The 4,938-nt window shown below is 44.8% G+C and carries 6 protein-coding genes; all 6 read left to right on the top strand.

The window, feature by feature from the left end; all coding sequences use genetic code 11:
* The coding region (locus AC29Z1_RS12200; RefSeq protein WP_488271738.1) for a PHP domain-containing protein at nucleotides 1–673 on the top strand (673 nt) is incomplete at its 5' end.
* A gap of 55 nt (nucleotides 674–728) precedes the next feature.
* Nucleotides 729–1,238 (top strand): NADH-quinone oxidoreductase subunit NuoE, encoded by a 510-nt coding sequence (gene nuoE / locus AC29Z1_RS12195; protein WP_488271737.1) that lies wholly within the window; start codon nucleotides 729–731, stop codon nucleotides 1,236–1,238.
* 10 nt (nucleotides 1,239–1,248) lie between these two features.
* Nucleotides 1,249–1,812: an ATP-binding protein gene (locus AC29Z1_RS12190; RefSeq protein WP_488271736.1), complete on the top strand. Its 564-nt coding sequence runs from the start codon at nucleotides 1,249–1,251 to the stop codon at nucleotides 1,810–1,812.
* On the top strand, nucleotides 1,799–2,164 hold the full coding sequence (locus AC29Z1_RS12185) for a (2Fe-2S) ferredoxin domain-containing protein (RefSeq protein WP_488271735.1): 366 nt from the start codon (nucleotides 1,799–1,801) through the stop codon (nucleotides 2,162–2,164). Before AC29Z1_RS12190 ends, AC29Z1_RS12185 begins: the two co-directional genes overlap by 14 nt.
* Nucleotides 2,165–2,192: 28 nt before the next feature.
* Nucleotides 2,193–3,983, top strand: coding sequence for an NADH-quinone oxidoreductase subunit NuoF (gene nuoF / locus AC29Z1_RS12180; protein ID WP_488271734.1), 1,791 nt, complete (start codon nucleotides 2,193–2,195; stop codon nucleotides 3,981–3,983).
* A gap of 66 nt (nucleotides 3,984–4,049) precedes the next feature.
* Nucleotides 4,050–4,938, top strand: an 889-nt coding sequence (locus AC29Z1_RS12175; protein WP_488271733.1) for a [Fe-Fe] hydrogenase large subunit C-terminal domain-containing protein, incomplete at its 3' end; no start/stop codon positions are given.

The raw sequence follows: 4,938 nt of genomic DNA, 5'->3' as shown, positions 1-4,938 counted from the left end.
GCCGCGTAACATTGTTTGGTATGCCCAGCAGCATGGTATTGATATTGTTGCCATAACCGATCACAATGCTTGTGATAATATTCAGGCCGCCCTAGAGGCAGCAAAAGGTACGGATGTTACGATACTGCTTGGCATGGAAGTGGAAAGCAAAGAAGAGGTACACCTGATTGTTTTATTTGAAAAAATGCGACAGCTAAAGCAATGGGAACAATTTATTCAACAGCATATGTCGGGGCGCCTCAATGATGCTGAACGTTTTGGCGCTCAGTTTATTGTCGATGCTGATGATAATTTTGTTGCGGAAAAGACCGAGATGCTTCTAGCCTCGTTGACTGTTGGTGTTGCAGACATTTCTGCGCAGGCCAATAAGCTTGGCGGAATTTGCATTGCCAGCCATGTTGACAGGCCAACATATAGTATTATTTCACAGCTTGGCTTTATTCCTCCAGATGTTGAATTGGCCGCTGTGGAAGTATCAAGGAATATGCGTGTAGCGGATGCTGCAGAGCGTATTCCTGGTATCGGATGCCTGCCAATAATAACCGCATCGGATGCTCATACCATGGATGAATTTATTCATGGGCCGAAAACTCAATTTTATATAGAGCAACCGACATTAGGAGAAATCCGGCAGGCATTATTGGCTCAGAACTCAAGAAAGGTGGTGGTTTAGCCACTATATTAATAGATTTAGAACTACATGTGATTTTTTAAAAGGAGGAGTTAACATGAACAGCGACAAAGAAACGAAAACCTGTTGTTGTGGTGGCGGCGAAGCGGGAAAGCTGGCTATGGATCAATTGGAAGAGATTCTTGCAAAATACCAGGGAGTAAAAGGCGCTCTTATCCCGGTGCTGCAAGAAGCGCAGAATGCATATGGTTACCTGCCTAGAGAAGTAATTAAACACATTGCTGACAAAATGGGAATTCCGGTGAGCCAGATTTACGGTGTAGTAACTTTCTATGCACAATTTCACCTCAATCCCCGTGGTAAATACATTATTCGCGTTTGCCAAGGCACTGCCTGCCATGTACGTGGTGCTAAGGGAATTCTTAAAGCCTTGGAAGATAGCTTGCAAATTAAAGCTGGTGGTACCACTCCTGACCTGAAATTTACATTGGAAACGGTAGCCTGTATTGGTGCTTGTGGCTTGGCGCCTGTACTCATGGTTAATGATGATACCCACGGTCGCCTAACTCCAGAGGTGATTCCCGACCTATTGGCAAAATATGCCTAAGGTTTAGCCTATGCGTGAAATATCTCTTCATATACTTGACCTGATTCAAAATTCGGTCGAAGCTGAGGCGACAATTGTTAAACTTGAAATCATAGAAGATCTAGTTAATGATCGTATGGTTATTAGAGTTTCTGATAATGGCCGGGGTATGAATGAAAAATTGCGGCAATTAGTGATTGACCCTTTCATAACCACCAGAACTACCAGGCGAATCGGCATGGGATTACCGTTAATGGATATGACGACAAAACGCTGTGACGGATATTTGGATGTTAATTCCATACCAGGGCAGGGAACCGTGGTTGAAGCAATGTACCGCCACAGCCATGTTGATAGGCCACCAATGGGAGATTTGAAAGAAACAATTAAGAGTGTACTTGTCGCTAATCCAGAATTGCAATTTTACTATACTCATACTTTTAATGATAAGAGTATTTCAGTGTCTTCCCAGGAGATTGCCGAAATTTTGGATGGTATACCGTTAACGCAACCGGATGTGCTAATTTGGCTGGATGGGTACTTGTCAGAGATCCTAAACAATTTGTATGGAGGTGCTAAAGATGAAGACAATTGAAGATTTAAAACGTTTGCGCGAAGAACTTAAGACCAAAAACAGTGTGCGTCACGACGGGGGCACTCAGATAATTATTGGAATGGGTACTTGTGGTATTGCAGCCGGTGCAAGACAAGTCATGACGGCTGTCTTAGACGAAATTGCCAAGCGGAAGCTTGCAGATGTTAAAGTTCGCCAAACAGGTTGTATCGGCATGTGTGAGCAAGAAGTTTTGCTTGATGTTGTACGTCCTGGCGAACCGCGGATAACTTACGGCAAAGTTACGCCGGCAGATGTCCCCAAAATTATCGCCGAGCATGTAGTGAATGGAAGAATTGTACAAGAACTTGCTATCGGTAAAATCGTCGAATAATTTTGGTAGAGTAACAGGAGGGGATCGTATGGAACATATCAGAGCGCATGTGTTAATTTGCGCCGGTACTGGATGCGTGTCATCAGGATCGAAAAAGGTTGAAGCCGCACTTCGGGAAGAACTTGTCAAAAAGGGTTTAGATAAAGAAGTGAAAATTATTGAAACCGGCTGTCATGGCTTCTGTGAAATGGGCCCGCTGGTTATCATTTATCCCGAAGGTACATTCTATGTACGTGTACAAGAAAGTGACGTGCCTGAACTGGTAGAAACTCACCTCTACAAAGGCCGGATTGTTGAACGTTTATTATATAAAGCGCCTACTACTCATGAAGCTATTCCAAACTATAGTGATATTGACTTCTACAAAAAGCAAATGCGAATCGTGTTGGGTAACTGTGGTCATATCAATCCAGAAGATATTAATGAATATATCGCAGAAGGAGGTTATGAAGCGTTAGGCAAAGCGTTGACCGAAATGAAACCTGAAGAAGTCGTAGAAGAAGTGAAAAAGTCTGGATTGAGAGGCCGGGGTGGCGGCGGCTTCCCAACGGGTGTGAAGTGGGGGTTTGCCCGCAGTGCGCCGGGTACGAAAAAGTATGTTGTATGTAACGCTGACGAGGGTGACCCTGGTGCATTTATGGATCGGAGCTTGCTTGAGGGCGACCCGCACCGCATCATTGAAGGTATGGCTATTTGCGCTTATGCCATTGGTGCAGATGAAGGCTATATTTATGTCCGGGCAGAGTATCCGCTGGCCATCAAACGGCTGAAAATTGCCATTAAGCAAGCCGAAGAGATGGGATTACTTGGCGAAAACATTTTGAATACCGGTTTTAACTTTAAGCTTAAAATCAAAGAAGGTGCCGGTGCTTTTGTCTGTGGTGAAGAAACCGCACTATTAGCTTCCATCGAAGGTAAACGTGGTATGCCGCGTCCCCGGCCTCCATTCCCTGCTATTTCCGGACTGTGGGGCAAACCTACTAATATAAACAATGTTGAGACTTTTGCCAATGTACCCCAGATTATCACCAAAGGGGCAGACTGGTACGCATCGATTGGAACAGAAAAAAGTAAAGGTACCAAAGTATTTGCCCTTACTGGCAAAATTAATAATACTGGTTTGTGTGAAGTTCCTATGGGCATTACCATGCGCGAGATCATCTTTGGTATTGCCGGTGGTATTCAGGGTGGCAAGAAATTTAAGGCTGTACAAATAGGTGGTCCGTCTGGCGGATGTTTGCCTGAGCATATGCTTGATTTGCCGATAGACTATGATTCGCTAATTCAAGCTGGTGCCATGATGGGTTCCGGTGGCCTGGTAGTCATGGACGAAACCACTTGTATGGTTGATGTTGCTAAGTTCTTCCTGAACTTCACGCAAGCTGAATCTTGCGGCAAATGTACTCCATGCCGGGAAGGCACCAAGCGTATGCTGGAAATTCTTACTCGGATTACCGAAGGAAAAGGCCGAGAAACAGATATCGAGTTGTTAGAGTCTCTGGCTAAAAATATTAAGGCTTCTGCACTTTGTGGCTTAGGTCAGACAGCTCCCAATCCGGTACTATCCACATTGCATTATTTCCGGGATGAATACGAAGCCCATATCAAAGAGAAACGCTGCCCAGCTGGAGTTTGCACCGAGTTGTTACAATACAGCATTACTGATACCTGCAAAGGTTGCGGCTTGTGCAAAAAGGTATGTCCGGTTGAAGCTATCAGCGGCGAAAAGAAAGCTAAACATGAAATTGATCTGGCAAAATGTATCAAGTGCGGCGCCTGCTTTGGCAAATGTCCGTTCAAATCCATTGTTAAAGGATAAGCTTGCCAGTTAATCACTGATCATTACCCAGGTTATAATGTTGGAAGAAGAAAGGGTGACACGACGATGGAAATGGTTAATATAACAATCGATGGCCAGAAAGTGGCTGTGCCTAAAACATCGACTGTTTTGGAAGCTGCACTTTCGCTTGGAATAAAAATTCCGACTTTGTGCTATCATCCTGAGTTGCGCGTAGAAGGTGCCTGCCGGGTGTGTATGGTAGAAGTTGAAGGTGCTCGCAGTTTGGTTGCAGCTTGTGTTTATCCAGTAAATGAGGGAATGGTTGTTCGTACTAATACTGCCGCCGTTCGCGAAGCGCGTAAGACGGTTGTTGAACTTCTGCTGGCTAACCATCCAACTGACTGCTTATCATGTCAGCGTAATTTAAATTGTGAACTGCAGAATATTGCAGCCGACCTTGGTGTTAGAGAAATTCGTTTTGACGGCGAAAAGAAAAATTATCCGCTCGATGATAAGAATCCATCTTTGGTACGTGACCAAAATAAATGCATTTTATGCGGCCGTTGTATCCGTGCCTGCAGCGAACGGCAAGGCGTACATGTCTATAGCTTTGCTAACAGGGGCTTTAATACTACCGTTGTTCCAGCCTTTAACTTAGGATTGGACGAAGTTGCCTGTACCTATTGCGGGCAATGCGCTGCTGTATGTCCGACAGGTGCTATTGTTGAAAAAGACGATACCCAGGCCGTTTGGGCAGCCATCAGCGATCCTTCAAAACATGTAATCGTGCAGACCGCTCCTGCTGTTCGTGTAGCGTTGGGTGAGGCTTTAGGTTTACCTTATGGTTCGATTGTTACCGGCAAAATGGTCGCTGCGTTAAAACGACTGGGCTTTGATAAAGTCTTTGATACTAACTTTAGTGCCGACCTTACGATTTGGGAAGAAGGTTCAGAGCTTGTTGACCGTTTGAACAACGGTGGTACACTGCCGATGA

The sequence above is a fragment of the Sporomusa sp. genome (assembly GCF_057736855.1).
Note: the sequence above shows the minus strand (reverse complement) of the source record. Positions and strands in the feature narration are given on the sequence as shown.

Bases quoted from the DNA above. Each gene is read 5' to 3' on its own strand.
- nuoF (WP_488271734.1), top strand. From the start codon at position 2,193: ATGGAACATATCAGAGCGCATGTGTTAATTTGCGCCGGTACTGGATGC.
- AC29Z1_RS12185 (WP_488271735.1), top strand. From the start codon at position 1,799: ATGAAGACAATTGAAGATTTAAAACGTTTGCGCGAAGAACTTAAGACC.
- AC29Z1_RS12190 (WP_488271736.1), top strand. From the start codon at position 1,249: ATGCGTGAAATATCTCTTCATATACTTGACCTGATTCAAAATTCGGTC.
- nuoE (WP_488271737.1), top strand. From the start codon at position 729: ATGAACAGCGACAAAGAAACGAAAACCTGTTGTTGTGGTGGCGGCGAA.